This is a genomic window from Photobacterium sp. HL06, from assembly GCF_059552575.1.
The window spans coordinates 2,703,834-2,723,563 of sequence record NZ_CM183914.1; the positions used below are offsets into that span (position 1 = coordinate 2,703,834).

A 19,730-nucleotide genomic window follows, 5' to 3' on the forward strand; every position below is an offset into this window, starting at 1 on the left:
CTACCTTCAACCTATCCAATCCGGCTCATTTCGTTCAGGGTGAACTGAGCCACAGCACCTTCAGTGGCCTGCATATAAGCTTTTAGATGATCATTATTCATATGTTCTTGCCAAAGTTCACGGCTTTCCCAGTTTTCGTAAAAAACAAACACTTCAGGATTGTTGTTATCTTGGTGCAAATCGTACTGGATGCACCCTTTCTCTTTGCGTGTCGGCTCGATAAGCTTCAGTAACTCTGTTTTAACCAAGTCAATCTTGTCGTGCTTTGCTTCAATTTTGGCAACAATCGTAAGTGTACTCATTCTGCTGAATTTCCTATTGTTTAGTATCTACGTCAGATAGTGATATTGTGGTTCATCTAAGCCAAACGAAAAACAGGGCAATACGCCAAACACTTTCAATTTATTTTTGATAATAGTAATTATCGACGACTCTCTTTTTATACAACTAGTTAAGCCTATACAGTACTTAACCTGAATGGCTTACCCCAATCCACCAAACCAAGCGCTACAGCCTTCCACGGAATTCTCAAGCAATCTGTTCACCCTAAGCGTATTTATCGTATATACATTATAAGTACTTTGCGGATTCAATTGCGGGGGGATCAATTACGATGGCAGAGGCAACACAGCGGAAGAAAAGATGAAACAGGACAACCTCGCCTTCACACTCCAATCTCGAGGAGAATCACAATGGCCAAAGTTTCAAAAAAAGTGAAGTCACTCAAAGACGAAATCAAAACTCGTAAAGCTAAAGTTGCCAAGCAGCAAGGCAAGCTTAAGAAGCTGAAAAAAGCGCTGAAGAAAGCCTCTTAGATTCGTGCCTTTTCATCACCTCGGCATGCTTCGGCTATGCCGAGGTGAGGGCGTAAAAACTGATTGAACACAAGCCAACCTGTCATCCGGTTGCATAACATCAGAGTGCAAACTGACTGTCACAATTCGCGCATACAATGCATCTCGCCCGAAGCCAGAACAACAAAAAGCGAGAACACCAGTAATGACCAATACCAATACCAATACCAGCACCAATACAGAAACACTGAAAGATGCGATTGCCACTATCTACAATACATTCCCGAACCTTAGCTACAAACCTCGCCCTGATGACGTAAAACTGCTAGCGGCTTATATGAAAAGCAGGGATAGCGACTACCCTAAGAGCCTGGATTTGCTACTTAATGTCAATAATCGGGAAATTGAACTGGAGCTATTGAAGTACAAGCGCCATTAAGAGGCGTTGTTACTTCAAAATTAAAAAGTCCGGATACCTGATTTGCTTTGCCACTACATACAACCGCATCATTACAATAAATGCCATAGCTAAAATGGAAGCTATGTAATCAATCACACCTACATTGTGCATCAGAATATATAAGCCGCTCCCCAAAATCACAGGTGTGGCATACAACTCTGTATTGTTAAACATGTTTGAGCGGTGGGCGAGAATATCACGGAGCACTCCTCCGAATACCGCGGTAACCATCCCCATACTAATCGCAACGTAGGCAGCATAACCCGTTGAGTACAGCTTTGCTGTTACCAACACAGCGAAAAGAGAGACGCCAATCGTGTCGAAAAACGTCACCATCTTCTCTACTTTTGACTTTCTTATCTCGGTAATTAGAAAGAAACCAACGCTGGCGCTCAACAACGCTACCCAGAAATACGTTGAATCGCGGATCCAGAATACCTGTTCGGTGTTGATGATAATATCCCGAAGTGTCCCACCACCTAAGGCCGTTACCCACCCTAGCAGCAACACGCTGACTATATCTTTGCCTCGGTTTGACTCAACCAGCACGCCACTAAGGGCAAAAGCAACAATGCACACCATTTCAAGGATATAAGTAAACACGTTCATTCTCTCTACGATTTTACATACCGGTTTGCGTCTCGATATTTGGCCTATCAATCAATTGTCGTAACCGTTATCCCCGGCCCATCACCAATGTTCGACTTCAACAATTTCTGCTTCGATAAAATACCCTTTGGCTTGTGGCACCTTTATCTCCAACGGTTTGCCATCCTGCTGGGTTTTAGGACGGAAATAAGTCTCTGCTATACGTTTTACCGACGTCCAGATCTTATCTTGTTGACTGGCCAGCTCACGGCCTTGCTCATCACGAATTGTGACTTTCAGCTCGACCAAAATGACCGACTCTGTGCTTTGGTTCGTCAGTGAGGTTGGGATCACCAATTTGCCATTACTGTATGTGGCAGGACGCAGCAACACATCAACTCCCGAGCGATTCAATTGCTGGATATTTTTATTGGTGCCAGGAGCAAAATAAACACCTTTAGCGGCAGTCATTACCGGTACAGCGGTAATTACAGCCGGTGCGGCAATGACCGCCGAGCCCGCTTTTGCATCGGCTTTAGGTTGTGCTCCTTGCAGATGCTCTCTTTGTTCAACAGGAACAACATACTGCCAGGTAAAATCATCGTGCAATACAACCTGACGGCCATCTTCTAACGTTGCCACCTGCGGTGCTGCCAAGACACTACCAGCAGCAACGAACCCAGCCAATGCACCCAAACAAGACAACCATTTAATTTTTATCATTTTCTCACTCAATCATCAGTCAAGACGGTAATAATACCAAACACAATAATTATCAGGTTCAGCAACAACAATGAAAAGGTTCAGATTCAAATTTCTTGTCACTACCCTAGATCATTCTCTGCTAGCCTTGTCTTATTATGTATTAGTCCAGCAAATATCATTAAAATGATTGATTTGGTCTCGACCATTCTGCTTAGAATAATACAGCGCTTTATCAGCATCGAGCATGGCATTACCCAAAGGCGATGGGCTATTACTGAGGGGCTCACAACCACTAATCGTGGTGATCCCAAAACTTACAGTTACCTTTTGCTTATCCCACGGATAGGCATGAAATGCAGCACGAATTCTTTGGCAAGCGATAATACTTTTTGACTTATTACAGGCAGGCAAAATAACAGCAAACTCCTCCCCACCTATCCGCGCCAATACATCTGTTTCACGCGTAAATTCAGACAAAATAGCACTAACGATTTTCAATATGCCGTCACCATAAGAATGGCCAAACGTGTCGTTATATTGCTTGAAATTGTCCACATCTAGCATGATCAAAGAGAGTGGCTGATTGTCGCGCAATGACCGATTAACCAAAGACTCCAACTGTTCATCAAAAAAACGTCGGTTATGCAGTTGAGTCAGCTCATCGGTGATGACTAGTTTTTTAAGCTCATTATTCAAGCGTTCAAGTTCGGCTTGCTGTTCAGAAATCTTACGTTCAGCCAGGATAAGTTTCGTAAGATCAGTATGTGCTCCTAGCATCCTGACAGGTTTGCCGGACGAGTCTCTAATGGCAGTTCCGCGACAGCGGACCCATACGGATGAACCATCTTTGTGCTGGTATCGAACAACTTGATCATAGCGGTGATTTAGGTCTTCACAGTGCTTTTTGAAGTTCTCTATAGCAACCTGTAAATCATTAGGGTCAATAATGTCTTTCCACTCTGAAACCAAATGTTGCTTCTCTTCAGGCGAATATCCTAATAACTCCCAAAAGCGAGGACTCATCCACTCATTTTCGCAGTTTTCCAGATCCCAATACCATATTCCATCCAATGATCCCTCATGCAGATAATCAAAAATAGCCTTATCTTTCTTTACAAGGTCATACAGTTCACGCTCCAAATAATGGATTTTCCTGCTCATATACTGTCTGCTTTATCCTAGATGCGACAAAACGACGCCACTCAAGAAAGGCGCCTGCATTTATAATATTTCTTATTGCTTTACTGCATACTACCCGTATTTTTTACGAGGTTAAATATGCAACAAATAGGAGCAATAAATTGCAGGTAATATTAAGCTAAAATTTCAAACACAACAGGAAAAGGGCCTGACGGCCCTTTGATATTATTTAAGTCCAGCCGCAATTAGTGACTATCTAGCTCCACATGCGGTGCAACCGAACCTTGGTTACGGGTCGCTAGCTCTTCATAAAGCTGCCACTTACGCTTGGCAACCTGCTGAGCCTGAGCAGTAATGTCTGCAGCGGCTTCTGGATTGCTACGACGCAAGATCTGATAGCGTGCTTCGTTATAGCGGTATTCCTCAAGCGGGATCGTTGGACGCAGCGTATCGAGCGAGAACGGATTTTCGCCAACATCGCGCAGTGCCGGGTTGTAGCGGAATAACGGCCAGTGGCCGGATTTAACAGCCAGTTGCTGCTGATGCAAGCCGTCTTCCATATTGATACCGTGAGCAATACAGTGGCTGTAGGCAATGATAATTGACGGGCCTTTATAGGCTTCTGCTTCTCGCATCGCCAGCAGCACCTGCTGCGGATCGGCACCCAGCGCTACCCGGGCAACGTACACGTTGTTGTACGATATCGCCTGCATGGCCACATCTTTCTTGGTAGCCTGTTTACCGGCAGCAGCAAACTTCGCTACGGCACCGAGCGGCGTGGATTTCGACATCTGGCCACCGGTATTGGAATACACTTCGGTATCCATCACCAGCACATTGACATCAGCACCACTGGCAAGCACATGATCAAGGCCGCTTGAACCAATGTCATATGCCCAGCCATCACCACCTACAATCCAGATCGAGCGACGGATCAGCTGATCGGCTACTGACATCAGATTCAATGCTGATTCAGTGCCTATGGTCTCCAATTGGGTTTTCAGGGCATCCACCCGTTTGATCTGGGCCTGAATATCCGTTTCGGTAAGCTGCTCGGCATGCAATAGCTGGTCAACCAGCAATGGATCAAGCTGCTCGCGGTTTTCCACCACCAACTGCTCGGCCATCTCATGTTGTTTAACCGCCGCCAACCGGAAACCAAAACCAAACTCGGCATTATCTTCAAACAAGGAGTTAGCCCATGCCGGACCACGACCGTCGGCATTCTTCGACCATGGTGTAGTGGGTAGGTTACCGCCATAGATAGACGAACATCCCGTTGCATTGGCTATCATTAGGCGATCACCAAACAACTGGGACATCAGCTTAAGATATGGCGTTTCACCACAACCGGAACACGCTCCCGAGAACTCAAACAATGGCTGTAGGAACTGGGCCCCACGCACGTTAGAGAAATCGACACGGGCGCGCTCGTTATATGGAATAGTTTCAAAGAAGTCGAGGTTCTGCTTCTCCTGCTCCATATATGGCGCTTTAAGTTCCATGTTAATCGCCTTACGCTCCGGCTGATCATCCGTTGCTTCCTGCGTCACCATCGGACAGGCATCGACACACAAGCTACATCCGGTACAGTCTTCTGCGTAGACCTGTAACGTATAGCGGGTATCCGGGAAGCCACGTGCAGTGATCCCTGCAGACTTGAAGCCTTCCGGCGCCTCATCAAGTTTCGACTTATCATAGAACTTGGCGCGAATCGCGGCATGCGGACACACTATGCTGCAGTTACCACACTGAATACAGTCCTGCGGCTCCCAAACCGGGATCTTCTGGGCAATGTTACGTTTCTCCCACTGGGTCGTGCCTGACGGATAGGTGCCATCAATCGGCAACATGGAAACCGGGATCAAATCCCCCTTGCCTGCCATCATCTGCGCCGTTACTTTCTGCACAAACTCTGGAGCTTGCTCGGAAACCACTGGCTTATCCAGCTCGCTGGCAGTCACAGCATCCGATACTTCAACCTGGTAGAGGTGGGCAAGCGTATGGTCAACAGCGGCAAAGTTTTTCTGTACCACTTCCGGGCCTTTACGGGCATAGGTCTTCTCGATGGCCTTTTTGATCTTGGCTATCGCCAGATCTTTTTCCAGCACGCCAGATAATGCAAAGAAACAAGTCTGCATGATGGTATTGATACGGTTCCCCATACCGGTATCACGCGCAACTTTGTAGGCATCAATGATATGGAGTTGCATCTTGCGTTCGATCAGCTGTTGCTGCATGCGAGCTGGCAAGCTATCCCAAACCGTATCAGCCGACTCGGTAGTATTGAGCAAGAAGGTGGCATTATCAGCCGCTTTTGCCAACATATCGGTACTTTCGACAAACGTCGACTGATGGCAGGCCACAAAGTTAGCCGATTGGATCAGGTAAGGGCTATTTACCGGATGATGGCCAAACCTTAAGTGAGATTCGGTTTGCGAGCCGGATTTTTTCGAGTCATAGACAAAATAACCCTGGGCGAAATAATCCGGATCATCACCAATGATCTTGATGGTGTTTTTGTTCGCCCCGACCGTGCCGTCAGCGCCCAAACCATAGAACATTGCGCGTACTACATCGTTGGACTCAATATCAAATGTCGTATCCACATCAAGGTGGGAATGGCTGACATCATCGATGATACCAACAGTAAAGTGATGCTTGGGTTTGGCCAGTTCGAGATTATCAAACACAGCTTTAACCATTGCCGGTGTAAATTCCTTACTCGACAAGCCATAACGCCCGGCAATCAGGCGCGGCATCTGCGCAAAGTGATCCTGCCCGCCTTCATTGAAAGAATCCATCAGAGCGGTCAAGATATCCTGATACAGCGGATCGGCATTGGCGCCCGGCTCTTTGGTTCTGTCAAGGATTGTGATCTTCTGAGTCGTCAACGGCAGCGCTTCTAGCAAATGCTTAGCTGACAATGGACGATACAAGCGCACCTGCAACACACCCACTTTCTTGCCCTGTGCAACAAGGTACTCGACAGTCTCTTTCACTGTTTCGATACCTGAGCCCATAGCAATCACCACATGCTCAGCATCCGGGGCTCCGAAAAACTCCATCAGCTTATAGTGACGCCCAGTAAGCTCGCCCAACTTGTCCATGCACGCCTCAACAATCGCAGGTGTTTTGGCATAGTACGGGTTGACGGTTTCCCGCCCCTGGAAATAAACATCCGGATTTTGTGCCGTCCCGCGAATGAACGGTGAGTCCGGACTTAGGCCACGCTCACGGTGTGCCCGCACCAGCTCATCGGAAATCATAGTGCGAATATCAGCATCCTGGATCAGGCTGATTTTATTGACTTCATGTGAGGTTCGGAAACCATCAAAAAAGTGGATGAACGGGATCCGCGCATCCAGCGTGGCAGCATGGGCCACCAGCGCCATATCATGGGCTTCCTGAACTGACGATGATGCCAACAGCGCAAAGCCTGTACCACGCGCAGCCATAATATCCTGGTGATCACCAAAGATAGACAGCCCCTGCGCGGCCAGCGAACGTGCGGCAACATGGAAAACAGCCGAGGTAAGCTCACCAGCGATCTTGTACATGTTTGGCAGCATCAGCATCAGGCCCTGGGATGCAGTGAAAGTGGTAGTAAGCGCACCACTTTGCAAGGCACCGTGAACCGTACCGGCAGCACCACCTTCACTTTGCATTTCAGCGATCAGCGGGATATTACCCCAGATATTGCGTTGATCTTCTGCCGCCCACTGATCGGCAAACTCTGCCATGGTGGAAGACGGGGTAATTGGATATATTGCACACACTTCACTCACGCGATAGGCAATGTGCGCCGCGGCTTCGTTTCCGTCGCAAGTATGCATGACGGGCTCGGACGAAAGGATCGTTTTCTCAGTCATGATCAGCTCCTACTCCATTTCTGCCGCGACCATTTCGATCGCATGACAAGGACATTGCGAGTAACACGCTTCGCATCCGGTACACTTGTCGTAATCTATCTTGTAGCCTTTACCTTTTCCGAGGCGGGTAATTGCCCCTTGCGGACAGGCACCAAAACAACCATTACACTCAAAACAGTTACCACAGGAGTAACAACGCTGGGCCTCGAACAAGGCTTCCTGCTCGGTCAGGCCACCGACAACTTCATCGAATGACGTTGCACGCTTGATCACCGGGATCGCAGGCTGCTCACTCTGCTCGGCATCGGTTTTGTACCATAGGTGCAGCTTGTCGAATCGGATCAGTGGTTGCTTGGAGACTTTACTGAAAATACGTTTATTGAGGAATGCATCGATATTGGCGGCTGCTTTTTTGCCGTGGCCGACAGCAATGGTCACAGTACGATCACTTGGCACCATATCACCTCCGGCAAATAAGCCGTGGTAACCTGTCATCATCTGCTCGTTGACCATGACGGTGCCATCCCTCTTATGCTCAACACCCGGAATATCATTGGTTAGCTTGGTATCGATATTCTGGCCCAATGCCAGAATGAGCGAGTCTGCTTCAACGGTTTCAAACTCACCCGTTGGCTGAGGTCGACCGTTGTCGTCAATGGCCATTTTTTCCAGGTTGAACGTTGTACCGTCTATCTGGTTAATTGTCCGCTGCCAGTGGAAAGTGACTCCCTCCTCCATCGCTTCGACACATTCAAAGTCATGGGCAGGCATATGGGCACGGTCACGGCGATAGATCACCATAACATCCGCCCCCATCCGGCGTGCAGTACGTGCCGCATCCATTGCGGTGTTACCGCCACCGTACACGGCCACACGCTGGCCTAGCTTAGGAGCCGAGTTCATCTCAATCGCCCGGAGGTAGGACACCGCATCAATCACCTTGCCAGGATCGTCATTCGGGATCTCAACACCTCGGCCAACATGGGCACCGATCGCAAGAAAGACAGCGTCGAACTGTCCTTTCACTTTCTCGGCTAATAGATCCTCAACCGTATGGTTGAGCACTATCTTGATACCCATTGCTTCGATACGGGCAATTTCGTTTTCAAGAATATTGCGCGGTAAACGGTAGGCCGGAATACCAAAGTGCATCATGCCACCCGCCATCGGAGCCGCATCGCGAATCTCGACATCGTGACCTTTGCGCTTCAGGTGATACGCCGTCGCAAGACCGCTCGGCCCTGCCCCAACAATTAATACCCGCTTACCCGTCGGTTCGGCATTAAACCGAACCTGCCATTTTTTTTCTAACGCCTGATCACCCAAGAATCGTTCGACAGCATGAATACTTACCGCTTGGTCAACATTGGCGCGGTTACAGGCAGACTCACAAGGGTGATAACAAACTCGTCCATGGATAGCAGGCATTGGGTTGTTTTTGATAAGTGCCTGAAAAGCATCTTCATATTGCTCAGACTGAGCCAGGGACAGCCATTCTTGGATGTTGCTGCCTGTCGGACAAGCATGATTACAGGGAGGTAGGGAGTTGGAATAGATGGGGAACTTGGTGCGAACCGGCCCAGATCCTTTTTTCATACTGAGGTCTGGTGGCAGTGTCATATCCTTCGGACAATTGCTCATAATGTTCTACCTTTTTTGGGTAAAAGGATGAGACGTACCCTTATGTTGTTATGCTGCTTCAGATATTACTTATTATGTTGTCTAGGCCAGGCTATGCAGAAAACTATCTGATAAAACCTGTCGGTATGGCCTTTCGCGCAGCACTGTTTTTATACATTTTTACTTAGGTACGTCTCGTTTTGTTATCTGTAGGGAATTATTAGTGGTTAAACAGCAACGCAGGTACCTGCACGCTCAGCCAAGACTTCCAGGCCTTCCTCAAGGGCACCGATATAGGCACGGCCACCGAACTGAGCAAAGTCTGCTGCGGCTTCAACTTTCGGCCCCATTGAGCCTGCCGGGAACTGGTATTCACTTAGCTGAGCAGGAGTTGCTGCCCGCAACGCGCGCTGTTGCTCTGTGCCCCAATCCAGATAAACTGCATCGGCGTCAGTTAGGATCAGCAGTTTGTCGGCCTTGAGCTGTTTCGCCAGCAAGGTTGCCGCCAGATCTTTATCAATTACCCCTTCGACGCCCTGGTAGCCAAACTCACTGCGGCAGACTGGGATCCCGCCGCCGCCACAGCAAATCACAATCTGCCCGGCATCAAGCAAGGTATCGATAGACTTCTTATCAATGATGTTGATAGGTTTTGGTGATGGCACAACACGGCGAACATATTCACCATCGCGCTTCATGATCCAGTTATTGGCTTCGGCCAAAATGCCAGCTTCATCTTCGTTATAAACAGGGCCGACAAACTTGGAAGGATCGAGCATGCTAGGATCGTTAGCATCCACTTCAATTCGAGTCAGCAGGCTGGTCACTTCAGCATCAGGCATTAGGTTTTGCAGCTCTTGGGCTAGCATATAGCCGATCATCCCTTCACTTTCTGCACCCAGGACATCGAGCGGATAAGGCGAGACTTTATCGTAAGCCAGGTTTTGCAGGGCAAGCAGGCCGACCTGCGGTCCATTACCGTGGACAATCGCAACCTGATATTCCTTTGCAATTTCGGCAATTGCCTTGGCTGCAATCTTGATGTTAGCCAACTGGTTGTCAAAGCTTGGTGCGTCGCCACGACGCAATAATGCATTGCCGCCAAGGGCAACCACAGCAGTGGGTTTCATGTTAACTCCTTGAATTCTAATTGTGGTTTAACACCGTTTCTGACACATCTATTGATGCGGAAACGGTTTACGGCGAACAAAGCGGCCATTCCCGGCTTTCCCCATAAATTCGCCATTACATGCGACAACCTGTCCACGGCTAATAGTCATCATCGGCCAACCGTGACACTTCATATCTTCATACGGGGTGTAATCGATGTTGTCGTGTAATAAATCGTGAGTGATGGTGATCTGTTGTTTGGGATCAAACAGCACCAGATCGGCATCGGCACCTTTGGCCAAACTGCCTTTTTGCGGATATAAGCCAAACAGTTTGGCAGGCATATAACTGGTCAATTCAACAAAACGGCTCGGGCTGATCCGCCCGGCCATCACGCCTTCTGAAAACAGCAACGGCATCCGGTTCTCAACGCCCGGCATCCCATTCGGACAAGCGCTGAAATTATCTTTACCACGCTGTTTTTGCTCGTGATAGGTAAAGGAACAATGATCGGTTGCTACCGTATCAATACTGCCATCCATCAGCCCCTGCCAGAGTTTTTCGCGCTCTTCGACCGGGCGTAGCGGCGGGCTGAGAATAAACTTCAGCGCATCTTCACGCTCATAACAGCGCTCATCGAGCAATAGGTATTGCGGGCAAGTTTCGGCCCATACCGGCTGTTTGTTCTGCCGGGCAAGCCGGACATAATCCAAGCCAAGCCCGTTAGAGAGGTGAACGATATACAGCGGTGCATCACCAGCCAGCTTAGCCAGGTTAATCATTCTGGCAATGGCTTCAGCCTCGCATTCCAGCGGACGGCTCTGGGCGTGGTATTTGGGTGCAGTTTTCCCCTGCTCAAGCAACTGGCTACGACGCAACGCGATAGCGGCATCATTCTCAGGATGAACAGTGGTGAGGGCATTGACCTTATTGAGTTGGGTTAAGGCACGCAGTACCGATTCATCGTCAAGCTTATAGCCATAGGTCAGATACAGCTTGAAACTCGAAATCCCCTCAACCTCGACCATCGCGGCCATTTCAGACAAGATCTCTTCATTTATATGCTGGATCACCCCATGGAAGCTGTAATCGACAACGGCAGTATCTTTGGCATATTCCTTATAGACAGCCAACTGATGATGCAGATTGCAGCCTTTTGGGCCAAACCCCATGTGATCAACCACCATGGTAGTGCCGCCGCAGGCCGCGGCTCTGGTCCCGGTATAAAAATCATCGCTGCTACGAGCAATCCCGACATCAATATTAAAATGAGTGTGAACATCAATTCCCCCCGGCATGACATACAGGCCAGCGGCATCGATAATATGTATATTGTCGGGAATATCAGAGATTGCGGGGGCTATTTCGGCAATTTTGCCATCAACTATCAAGATATCGGCTTTTCGTTCGGCTTGATGGTCAACCACGATCCCCTGTCGGATCAAGGTGGCTTCTGGCTCAGCCGTTGCGACATTTTCTGACTTCAAGGAAAAAGAATGGGGAGAGATCATAACGCTATCCTTTGCCTTTTCTTTATACAAAAGGGGTGGCTTAATTCACTAATACCTGCTCGAAGTACCAGTCAACCAACTGATACTTCGAGCAGATAAAGCTTTAACAATAAATCCATCCCGAGGGGGATATGAGGTCAGCATTAAGGCAGAGCGTACTGACACCCTCGGGACGGAAAACGGTATTAATGTTGGTTATTCAACATTGATGATTATTTCTTTAGCTCTTCGAGGTACATCTGTGGGATCACCGCGTACATCGCAGCACAGGTAACAAGGTGATCTTTCCAGGTCTTCTCGTTTGGCGCGTGTGCTTCTGGCTCTTTACCTGGGCCAAAGCCAATCACAGGGATACCGTAGCGGCCCATGATAGAAACGCCGTTGGTTGAGAATGTCCACTTATCAACAGTTGGTTTCTTGTCGAACAATAGCTCGTAAGAGGCTTCCAATGTCTTAGTCGCTACATGCTCTTCATCGATTAGCCATGTTGGGAAGTAACACTCTGTTGGGTAAACCAAACCTGTGTAGGCAGGACGGTCATATTCATACATAGAAACCACGGCTTTCGCTTCTTGTACCGCAGGCAGTGCACGAATTTCGTCTAGTGCACCTTCCCATGTTTCACCCCAGGTCAAACGACGGTCAATAGAAACCGCGCAGCTATCAGCTACCGCACAACGGCTTGGCGAAGTGAAGAAGATTTCTGATACAGTCAGTGTGCCTTTGCCCAGGAATGGGTCGTCTTTTAGGTTGTGAGACAGGTCTTCTAGCTGGTTAAGGATTGGGCCCATTTTGAAGATAGCGTTATCACCACGCTCAGGTGCAGAACCGTGGCAGCTCACACCGGCAACATCGATGCGAATTTCCATACGGCCACGCTGGCCACGGTAGATCTGGCAATCTGTTGGCTCGGTAGATACCACGAACTCAGGGCGGATCTTGCTTTCTTCGATGATGTACTGCCAGCAAAGACCGTCACAGTCTTCTTCCTGAACCGTACCTGTTACCAACAAGGTGTATTCGTCTTCAAGGCCTAGGTCTTTGATGATCTTACCGGCATAAACCATAGAAGCCATACCGCCTTCCTGATCCGAGGCACCACGGCCACCGATCACTTCGTCATCTTCCATACCTTGGTAAGGGTCGAATTCCCAGTTATCCATGTTACCCACACCAACGGTATCGATATGGGCATCCATTGCAATCAAGTGCGGACCATGACCAATCCAACCCAGTACGTTACCCATTGGGTCAATTTCAACTTTGTCGAAACCGACTTTTTCCATTTCCTCTTTGATGCGCAATACCACTTTTTCTTCATCACAGCTTTCGCTCGGGATCGCAATCATGTCACGTAGGAAACGGCTCATATCCGCTTTGTAGTCTTGGGCTTTTTCCAACACTTTTTCGAATGGGATGTTCATTGTCATTGTAATTCTCCTTGGGCCGGACGGTGGTCATCGCATCCGGCATGATCTATTTTCGAGGCACCTTGTATTTTCGATGACACGTACAAGGCGCTAATTAATTCTTTTAATATTTCTTTGAGCTACCTTTGCTTTTTTATTGAAGCTAGTTAGTGCAAGAACAAAGAGAAAGCGCGGAGTTTATGGATATAAATGAGCACTTTCGATACCGTAATTGTGCTAACTAGCAAAAATAAAAATCAAAGAGTTGGGTGTTTGCCTTGCCATACAACTTCGCGATAGTGAACAGGATCGGTATCACCTTCGGTATTGATCAGCAGGATGACTGAGTCTTGGTTCAGCCCTAGTTTTTCCATCAGCTTTTCACGCTCAGGATGGTAGTAAACTGCCGCCAGCAAGCCCGCGCCAACAGCGCCAGATTCACCGGAAACCACCCTTGGGTCATTGCCTAGCGGATTACCCAGTACCCGCATGCCCAGCGCAGCAACACTGTCTTGGCATGAGACAAACTGAGTGGAGCAATCGCGCAGCACCGGCCAACCAAGTGGGTTTGGCTCACCGCAAGCCAGGCCAACCATGATGGTGGCAAGGTCGCCGTCAACGTTGATCATCTCACCCTGCTCGCTGATACCTGAGCGGTAGATACAGTCAGCCTGATCCGGCTCAACAACAACAGAGTGAAGCTTATCGGCACCGAACTGGTCGCATAGGTAACCCAGTACACCACCAGCCATGGCACCCACGCCAGCCTGTAGGAATACGTGTGTCGGGCGCTCAATCTGCTGATCTTTCATTTGATCAACCGCTTCAGCCGCCATAGTGGTATAGCCCTGCATGATCCAGGTCGGGATTTCGGTGTAGCCTTCCCAAGCTGTGTCCTGCACCACTTTCCAGTTATTCTCTTCAGCTGTTTTAATTGCCAGGCGAACGGTATCGTCATAGTTCATGTCGGTAACAATACACTCGGCACCCAAGGCACGAATGTTGTTAACGCGCTCGTCTGCCGCGCCTTTTGGCATGTACACCACGGCATTTTGTCCAAGTTTATTGGCTGCCCATGCCACACCACGTCCGTGGTTACCGTCGGTTGCGGTAGCAAAGGTCATTTTTTCCGGAATATCGTTTTTCAGTTTGTCGAAATCAAAAGCATTGATATCGAGTTTGAATTCATCGCAAAGCAAACGGGCGATGGCGTAGGCACCACCTAACATTTTGAATGCACATAAGTCGAAGCGATGTGCTTCATCTTTTACCAGGATTTTGCCAACGCCGATCTCTTTGGCTAAGCAGTCGAGAGAGTGCAAAGGCGTTGGCTGGTAGCCTTCAACTTTCTGATGGAAGGCGCGGGCTTTTTCCGCTTCATCAATGGTGAATAGAGGAGATTGCTGACCGTTATAATGGCGGTTATCGGCTATCTCCATTTTTAGAGAGAATGTAGACACGACCAGACCTCATTGAATGAATTGAGAGAAAATGCGGGGGGACCGGAATCAGTGCCCCCGCGAAAGGGCTAGAATTACCCAAGCTTTGTAGCTATTTTGCGTATAATCGGTGAATTACTTAACGCGCTTTTCAGCGTCATCCAGCAACTCTTGAAGAACTAAGCTAGGATCCTGGTACTTACGGTTCATAATCATTGCAGCAATGATATATGGCTTCCAGCTTGCTTCTTTGTAAGTGGCGATACGGTATTTCTCAAATACTGACTCTTCCACTTCACCTTCTTCACAAGACACGCCAGTGATATCGGCTGGTAGGCAGTGCATGTAAAGCGCTTCGCCTTCTTTGGTCAGCTTCATCATCTCTTCGGTGCAGTGCCAGTCTTTGTGGTTGGCATTCTGAGCCAGACATTCCTGCTCAAGCGCTTTCAGGCCATCGTGGTCGTTGGCACGAAGCAGCTCGGTACGGCGACCCATCACCTGGTAAGGAGCCCAAGATTTAGGGTAAACGATGTCAGCATCTTTGAATGCTTCGTCCATTGAGGCAACTTGAGTGAAGCTACCACCAGAGGCTTCTGCGTTCTTACGCGCTTCTTCAACCACTTCAGGGATCAGGTCGTAACCTTCTGGGTGAGCCAGAGTGACGTCCATACCAAAGCGTGTCATCAGGCCGATGATACCCTGAGGCACAGATAGCGGCTTACCGTAGCTTGGGGAGTATGCCCAAGTCATCGCAATCTTCTTGCCTTTTAGCTTGTCCAAGCCACCGAAGTGCTCTTCCAGCCAAGCCAGATCAGCCATTGACTGAGTTGGGTGGTCGACATCACACTGCAAGTTGACCAATGCTGGACGGTGCGGCAATACGCCTTCTTTCACGCCGTCATCCAAGGCTTCACCCACTTCACGCATATAAGCGTTACCGGCACCTAGGTACATGTCATCACGGATACCGATAGCATCAGCACAGAATGAAATCATGTTGGCGGTTTCACGCACGGTTTCACCGTGAGCAATTTGTGATTTGCCTTCATCTAGATCCTGCTGCGCAAGGCCAAGCATGTTAATGGCAGAAGCGTAAGAGAAACGGGTACGGGTTGAGTTATCACGGAACAGTGAAATACCCAGGCCATTCTTAAATACGTTTGTCGCAATATTTTCCTGTCGCATTGCTTTTAAAGCTTGTGCGGTTTTTAGAACACGCTCTAACTCTTCAGGGCTCTGTTCCCAGGTTAAAAGGAAATCTTTATTATGAAGTTCAGATTTTAGTTCATTGATTTCCTTGATCAGTTCATTAATGCTTTTCATTTTATTCTTCCCAGTAATTAAATTGTTTATCGTATGCGGCTGGAAAAAGTCTGTAGGGTCATAACAGACAACTGATACACATATTCCAATATCTATGCCAACAACGACTAAAACTGAAAAAATAATCAAAAAAACACCGCCAGGCCTTGAATTACAAGGGGTAAGATTTTTGGTTGCACTTTATTGCTTCCCCTATACCTTGTCGAACGCTATCAACTACTATCAGCGATAGCGACCAAAATGATAGCGCCCTAAAAGCCGTTTATCATATTGATATTCAGATGTGACCTTGCTTGCAATTCCTATTTCGCATCGCGAATCTGACGGAAAACACTGACTTATATCAAGCAGGTTTCATTCAATATTGTTTAACTTTGTTAAGTCTTTCCCAAAATAGCCCTGAATTATGTTGAAAAACGCCCAGCAATCCGAACTCATGCAACTGCAGCCAACCATACTGCGCTTTACTCAAATGCTTTCAGCCGTACTTCAGCTGGACGCAGAGGTCGTTGATGCCGATTTGGTCCGTATCGCCGGCACCGGGCCTTACAGCAAATTCTTTGGCAAAAAACTCAATACCAGCTCAAGAATATTTAGGTATATCCTTGAAACACACCAAGAAAAAGTGGTTGTTAAATCACGTACAGATCCACTTTGCAATGGCTGCAGCAACAAAGGAACCTGCCGTGAGACCGCTTTTCTCGGCGTGCCCATCATGGCGGATGACCGCTGTATCGGGGTGATAAGCCTCGTGGCATTTACCGAAGAGTCACGCGAGAGAATTAAAGAGAACGTCCAGTTATTCTCTGACTACATTCAGCACATTTCCCAAATTGTGGTCTCTAAGGTACTGGCCAGCAACAATGAACATGATGACGGACTTGATGAAGTATTTACCAGCCTGATCGAAAATATGGATCAGGGGGTATTAGTCCTCGATGGTAATAGCCGGGTAAAATATGGTAACCAGCCCGCACTGAATAACCTCAATATTGAACGTGAAGAGCTATCACGTGTCGAAGTCAATATTCAGCCGCTGTCTTTTCATAATAATGAATTAAAAGGCCACCAGCAGCACATCATTTCTCTCGGTGAGCGGCAAGAACTCGTCGTCGGTCAATTTCATGATGCCCGTGGCCACCAGCTTTTTTTAATGGCCTTCCACCAGCCAAATAAATCATTTGCGATCAATGAACCCCAACCGCAATTTACCAGTGTGATCGGTGAATGCAAAAAAATGCATCAGTTAAAAACCTTAATTTCACGTATTGCCAGCAGCCCTTCAAGCGTGCTTATTAATGGTGAAAGCGGCACCGGGAAAGAGGTAATTGCCCATGCGGTTCATGATTTGAGTACCCGCAGTGATAAACCTTTTATTGCCATTAACTGTGCCGCTATTCCTGATCAGCTGCTTGAAAGTGAGCTATTCGGCTACGTTAAAGGAGCCTTTACCGGCGCTTCTACTAAAGGCAAAACCGGCCTTATCCAGGCAGCAAACAAAGGGACACTGTTCCTCGATGAAATTGGTGATATGTCGATGACGCTCCAGGCCAAACTGCTACGGGTACTGGAAGAGCGCGAAGTGATGCCGATTGGTTCAAACACGGCGATTCCGATTGATATCCGAATTGTCTCGGCGACCAACCGCAACTTTGCTGAAATGATTGCCACCAACAAGTTCCGAGAAGATTTGTATTACCGCCTCAACGTGATCCCAATTCACCTACCACCGCTTAAAGAGCGCGAGGGCGATGTAGAGTTGCTGGTGCAGTTTTTCCTTGAGATACATACCCGCAAGATTGGCGTGGGCTATCCGGGTATTACTAACGAAGCAATGGCACGCCTCAATGCCTACCATTGGCCTGGCAACGTGCGTGAGCTGAGCAACTTAATAGAGTACCTGGTCAATGTCGTGCCGGAAGGCGACACCATTGATGTCGACTTGCTTCCTCCTTACTTTGAGCAGGTGAAAACGGAGCATCATGTTGAGAGTATCAACTCCGACGAATGCGCCATGAGCCTTGAGGAAATGGAAAAAATCAGAATTGAGGAGGCTATCAGCCGGCTTAGCAACCGTAAGCTGGTTGCCGACGAACTGGGTATTGGTATTGCGACCCTCTACCGCAAAATCAAGAAGTACGGACTGAGCGTTAATAACCACTAATACTTGCTGGTAATAATGAGAAACTGCCATTCACGGCAGTTTCTCTCTTCAACGCTAAGAGTCTTAACTCATCGATTCTACTTGCTATAGGCCTAAAAGCTTATTGGCTTACGACCAGTTGACTGATCGGCAGGGCCGGTAGTTTTCTCGGCTTTTTTAGCTTTGCTTCCCGCTTTTTTATTCGCAGTTTTTTTGTTGGAAGAAGGCTTTTTAGCAGCACTCTTTCCTGATGCTTTTTTACCAACTGGCTTATCCGCTTTTTTCGCAGGCTTTGGTTCAACCACCTGTGGCGTTTCATCGACAGGCTGGTCGCAGATCACGACATAAAATTCATTGTTGAATTCAATCACATCGCCATCATACATCTTGCGACGTTTGCGTTGTTCCAGCTCACCATTAACGGCCACATAACCTTCGGAAATCGCAAATTTTGCTTCACCGCCACCACTGACCGCATTGGCGATTTTCAATACCTTGTAGAGCTCGATTGGCTGATTTGAAACCTCAACCGCTAACGCTTCTACTTCATACTCTTCTTCAGACATTTTATTAACCAGAGATGGACTATTTCGACGTATATTACCCTATTCTACCACATGGCATAACTGGCAATCCCTTTACAGCTGCGATATCCTCGCGCCTTTCGAGCCAACAGTAGCCTAGCAGCATGTATTGTCCTTCTTGCGGTCAACCCGCGTTCACAGCACAGTCAGATAAATCCTTTCACTGTAGCCAGTGTGACTTTACCTACTTTCATAATAGCGCCTCGGCAGTACTTGCTATTATCCGCTGCCAGGATGAAGTGCTGGTTGCTATCCGGGGACGAGAGCCCGGCAAGGGGATGTGGGACTTTCCGGGCGGCTTTGTCGATCATGATGAATCACTAGAACAGGCATTGTTTCGTGAATTGCAGGAAGAGCTGATGTTTCAACCACACCACGCTCAGTATTTCGGCTCCTACCCAAACACATATCAGTATAAAACTATCGAATACAAAACCTGTGACACCTTTTTCGCTGTCGAGCTTGAACAGAAGCCTGCATTAAAGGCTGGAGATGACGTGGCTAGTGTTGAGTGGGTGAAAATCACTGACTTGCAACCAGAAAAATTTGCCTTTGCATCCGCCAGGGAAGCCATCGCACTTTACCTCAAGAAATAGCACTCTCTACGCCTACAACCTTGCGATTTATATGATCTACGCCTGTTTACTCATCCCTTACAAATAATAATAAGGATGATGCTTTTTTAACCATCAAACGACAGGATGTTGTTATTCAACCAATTGTATTAACTTCGAGGGTATAACTACATGCTTACATTTAACAAGGCTCACGTCTTTTCAAAGCGACCGGACAGTGAGATTGGTGACGATACGCCGTCTACTTCTAGTGCCACGCAGGAACTAGAAGCAAAACGTCAGGCAATGCTAGCAACGGTTCAGCAGACTGGCGGATTTGAACGCCCGGAGTGCCACCAGCATTAGCTCCCCTCGCTTTTGATTTTGAGAGTTGCCACAGCTTGAACTAGCAATAAGTGGCAACTCTTAACCAATATTCAAACAACTATCATCAAAACTCTCCATTACCACACTTTAT

The 19,730-nt window shown here is 47.9% G+C and carries 17 protein-coding genes; 5 read left to right on the forward strand and 12 right to left on the reverse strand.

The window, feature by feature from the left end; translation table 11 throughout:
* Positions 1-11: 11 nt before the first annotated feature.
* Complete coding sequence (locus tag AC51G0_RS12435; RefSeq protein WP_496298806.1) at positions 12-302, reverse strand: putative quinol monooxygenase; 291 nt, start codon at positions 300-302, stop codon at positions 12-14.
* A 390-nt stretch (positions 303-692) separates the two neighbouring features.
* Here AC51G0_RS12435 and AC51G0_RS12440 point away from each other — a divergent pair, with 390 nt between their 5' ends.
* Entirely contained in the window at positions 693-815 is a 123-nt protein-coding gene (locus AC51G0_RS12440) for a hypothetical protein (RefSeq protein WP_496298808.1), read from the forward strand.
* A gap of 184 nt (positions 816-999) precedes the next feature.
* A complete protein-coding gene (locus AC51G0_RS12445; RefSeq protein WP_496298809.1) occupies positions 1,000-1,233 on the forward strand; it encodes a hypothetical protein in 234 nt (77 codons plus the stop codon).
* 9 nt (positions 1,234-1,242) lie between these two features.
* Here the strand turns inward: AC51G0_RS12445 and AC51G0_RS12450 are convergent, their stop codons facing one another.
* The 10 genes from AC51G0_RS12450 to ygeW form a co-directional block, all read right to left on the reverse strand.
* Complete coding sequence (locus AC51G0_RS12450) at positions 1,243-1,863, reverse strand: trimeric intracellular cation channel family protein (RefSeq protein ID WP_496298810.1); 621 nt, start codon at positions 1,861-1,863, stop codon at positions 1,243-1,245.
* 81 nt (positions 1,864-1,944) lie between these two features.
* Positions 1,945-2,565: a DUF3157 family protein gene (locus AC51G0_RS12455; RefSeq protein WP_496298812.1), complete on the reverse strand. Its 621-nt coding sequence runs from the start codon at positions 2,563-2,565 to the stop codon at positions 1,945-1,947.
* A gap of 135 nt (positions 2,566-2,700) precedes the next feature.
* Positions 2,701-3,708, reverse strand: coding sequence for a sensor domain-containing diguanylate cyclase (locus AC51G0_RS12460; protein WP_496298813.1), 1,008 nt, complete (start codon positions 3,706-3,708; stop codon positions 2,701-2,703).
* A 224-nt stretch (positions 3,709-3,932) separates the two neighbouring features.
* Complete coding sequence (gene nifJ / locus AC51G0_RS12465) at positions 3,933-7,559, reverse strand: pyruvate:ferredoxin (flavodoxin) oxidoreductase (protein WP_496298815.1); 3,627 nt, start codon at positions 7,557-7,559, stop codon at positions 3,933-3,935.
* Positions 7,560-7,568: 9 nt separating this feature from the next.
* Positions 7,569-9,200 carry an NAD(P)-binding protein gene (locus AC51G0_RS12470; RefSeq protein WP_496298816.1) on the reverse strand — a complete coding sequence of 544 codons (1,632 nt, stop codon included), beginning with the start codon at positions 9,198-9,200 and terminating at the stop codon, positions 7,569-7,571.
* Between the two features lie 206 nt (positions 9,201-9,406).
* Positions 9,407-10,309, reverse strand: a complete 903-nt coding sequence (gene arcC, locus AC51G0_RS12475) for a carbamate kinase (RefSeq protein ID WP_496298818.1) — start codon at positions 10,307-10,309, stop codon at positions 9,407-9,409.
* A gap of 48 nt (positions 10,310-10,357) precedes the next feature.
* Positions 10,358-11,800, reverse strand: a complete 1,443-nt coding sequence (gene hydA / locus AC51G0_RS12480) for a dihydropyrimidinase (RefSeq protein WP_496298819.1) — start codon at positions 11,798-11,800, stop codon at positions 10,358-10,360.
* 212 nt (positions 11,801-12,012) lie between these two features.
* A complete protein-coding gene (locus AC51G0_RS12485) occupies positions 12,013-13,230 on the reverse strand; it encodes a YgeY family selenium metabolism-linked hydrolase (protein ID WP_496298820.1) in 1,218 nt (405 codons plus the stop codon).
* Positions 13,231-13,466: 236 nt separating this feature from the next.
* The gene (dpaL, locus tag AC51G0_RS12490) at positions 13,467-14,648 is read right to left on the reverse strand and encodes a diaminopropionate ammonia-lyase (protein WP_496301935.1); all 1,182 of its coding nucleotides are present in this window, start codon (positions 14,646-14,648) and stop codon (positions 13,467-13,469) included.
* A 135-nt stretch (positions 14,649-14,783) separates the two neighbouring features.
* Entirely contained in the window at positions 14,784-15,971 is a 1,188-nt protein-coding gene (ygeW, locus tag AC51G0_RS12495) for a knotted carbamoyltransferase YgeW (RefSeq protein WP_496298821.1), read from the reverse strand.
* A 406-nt stretch (positions 15,972-16,377) separates the two neighbouring features.
* On the opposite strand from ygeW, the gene AC51G0_RS12500 reads away from it, so the two are divergent.
* Positions 16,378-18,135 carry a sigma 54-interacting transcriptional regulator gene (locus AC51G0_RS12500; RefSeq protein WP_496298822.1) on the forward strand — a complete coding sequence of 586 codons (1,758 nt, stop codon included), beginning with the start codon at positions 16,378-16,380 and terminating at the stop codon, positions 18,133-18,135.
* 92 nt (positions 18,136-18,227) lie between these two features.
* On the opposite strand, the gene AC51G0_RS12505 is transcribed toward AC51G0_RS12500, so the two are convergent.
* A complete protein-coding gene (locus AC51G0_RS12505) occupies positions 18,228-18,680 on the reverse strand; it encodes an RNA-binding S4 domain-containing protein (protein WP_496298824.1) in 453 nt (150 codons plus the stop codon).
* 122 nt (positions 18,681-18,802) lie between these two features.
* On the opposite strand from AC51G0_RS12505, the gene AC51G0_RS12510 reads away from it, so the two are divergent.
* Together AC51G0_RS12510 and AC51G0_RS12515 are read left to right on the forward strand one after the other, a co-directional pair.
* On the forward strand, positions 18,803-19,294 hold the full coding sequence (locus tag AC51G0_RS12510; RefSeq protein ID WP_496298825.1) for an NUDIX hydrolase: 492 nt from the start codon (positions 18,803-18,805) through the stop codon (positions 19,292-19,294).
* A 150-nt stretch (positions 19,295-19,444) separates the two neighbouring features.
* Positions 19,445-19,618 (forward strand): hypothetical protein, encoded by a 174-nt coding sequence (locus AC51G0_RS12515; RefSeq protein WP_496298827.1) that lies wholly within the window; start codon positions 19,445-19,447, stop codon positions 19,616-19,618.
* The last annotated feature ends 112 nt before the right edge of the window (positions 19,619-19,730 follow it).

Coding starts and splice junctions, on each gene's coding strand:
- AC51G0_RS12440 (WP_496298808.1), top strand. CDS start 693: ATGGCCAAAGTTTCAAAAAAAGTGAAGTCACTCAAAGACGAAATCAAA.
- AC51G0_RS12445 (WP_496298809.1), top strand. CDS start 1,000: ATGACCAATACCAATACCAATACCAGCACCAATACAGAAACACTGAAA.
- AC51G0_RS12515 (WP_496298827.1), top strand. CDS start 19,445: ATGCTTACATTTAACAAGGCTCACGTCTTTTCAAAGCGACCGGACAGT.
- AC51G0_RS12460 (WP_496298813.1), bottom strand. CDS start 3,708: ATGAGCAGGAAAATCCATTATTTGGAGCGTGAACTGTATGACCTTGTA.
- hydA (WP_496298819.1), bottom strand. CDS start 11,800: ATGATCTCTCCCCATTCTTTTTCCTTGAAGTCAGAAAATGTCGCAACG.
- AC51G0_RS12455 (WP_496298812.1), bottom strand. CDS start 2,565: ATGATAAAAATTAAATGGTTGTCTTGTTTGGGTGCATTGGCTGGGTTC.
- AC51G0_RS12485 (WP_496298820.1), bottom strand. CDS start 13,230: ATGACAATGAACATCCCATTCGAAAAAGTGTTGGAAAAAGCCCAAGAC.
- AC51G0_RS12450 (WP_496298810.1), bottom strand. CDS start 1,863: ATGAACGTGTTTACTTATATCCTTGAAATGGTGTGCATTGTTGCTTTT.
- AC51G0_RS12510 (WP_496298825.1), top strand. CDS start 18,803: ATGTATTGTCCTTCTTGCGGTCAACCCGCGTTCACAGCACAGTCAGAT.
- AC51G0_RS12435 (WP_496298806.1), bottom strand. CDS start 302: ATGAGTACACTTACGATTGTTGCCAAAATTGAAGCAAAGCACGACAAG.
- arcC (WP_496298818.1), bottom strand. CDS start 10,309: ATGAAACCCACTGCTGTGGTTGCCCTTGGCGGCAATGCATTATTGCGT.
- nifJ (WP_496298815.1), bottom strand. CDS start 7,559: ATGACTGAGAAAACGATCCTTTCGTCCGAGCCCGTCATGCATACTTGC.
- AC51G0_RS12500 (WP_496298822.1), top strand. CDS start 16,378: ATGTTGAAAAACGCCCAGCAATCCGAACTCATGCAACTGCAGCCAACC.
- AC51G0_RS12470 (WP_496298816.1), bottom strand. CDS start 9,200: ATGAGCAATTGTCCGAAGGATATGACACTGCCACCAGACCTCAGTATG.
- dpaL (WP_496301935.1), bottom strand. CDS start 14,648: ATGGAGATAGCCGATAACCGCCATTATAACGGTCAGCAATCTCCTCTA.
- AC51G0_RS12505 (WP_496298824.1), bottom strand. CDS start 18,680: ATGTCTGAAGAAGAGTATGAAGTAGAAGCGTTAGCGGTTGAGGTTTCA.
- ygeW (WP_496298821.1), bottom strand. CDS start 15,971: ATGAAAAGCATTAATGAACTGATCAAGGAAATCAATGAACTAAAATCT.